Here is a 964-nt window from a genome sequence, read left to right as displayed (position 1 = left end):
TATACACCAGGAATGATGGGTATAATGATATTGCAGGTCCACCAGCAAATGGTACTGCAAACATTACTACAGTATGAGGCTCACTTGGAGTTGATAGACTTACTACCTGATATGTCTGTATTGGCACTTGCAATACTACACCAGGTCCTAAAGTTGGTGAGTATACTGTCTGGAACGCTGGAGTACCTGGTACTGGTGTCCCAGTAGTCACATTAGATCCTAAGAATACTACAGTCTCTATATAGAATGGATAGGAGTATGTTATTGTACTCGTTACTTGTATCACTATATACTGGCTAGTTGGACTTAACACTAATGGTGAAGTATAGTAATAGAACACCTTGTTAGTTGCAGACGGAGTAATAGTTACACCTAATGGTGATATCCTTATTGGAGTATTGTTAAATGCACCTAAAGTAGTCGTTCCACTTACAGTTCCATGAGTGACTGGATCTTGAACCGTGAAAGTCACATTAGATGATAATGGTAAAGCAGTGTATGGTCCAAAGTGATATCCAGCGTAAGTGTACAAGTTAGCAGTACCTATTGCTACCTTATTGGATCCTAATACTACATACATTGTCCCATTAGGACTACTTAATGATCCTTGGGCTACGTATAGGTTAACTACTGGTCCGAAGAACTTCCCGGTCTGAACTCCAGTTTCAGTTAATGTAGGTAATAGGTTACCCTTATAGCTTGCGTTAGATGGATTGTACATTACTTGAGCAGTAGCGTATTTACTAGTTATCATCACGTTGACTATAGGTATACTTACTAAGCTAGTTGTAGATATGTTAGCAGCGTTCAAATCAACTACAGTAGCTTCTGGCTGTTGCACTATAGCATAACTTATCTCCACTGGTACACCCGTAGTCGCGTTAATGTAGTGAGCAGTTAATATCCACTCAACAGATCCAGGTACAACAGGTGCAGTTACATAGAAAGCTCCAACAGTTAATAG

At 39.7% G+C, this 964-nt stretch carries 1 pseudogene; it reads right to left on the bottom strand.

Annotation, left to right across the window (positions count from 1 at the left end):
• Positions 1 to 964: pseudogene (locus DMP16_RS10240) on the bottom strand (glycosylated S-layer protein, SlaA); the annotation flags it as partial.

This window comes from Sulfolobus sp. B1 (assembly GCF_007050195.1).
GTDB lineage: Archaea > Thermoproteota > Thermoprotei_A > Sulfolobales > Sulfolobaceae > Saccharolobus.
Note: the sequence above shows the minus strand (reverse complement) of the source record. Positions and strands in the feature narration are given on the sequence as shown.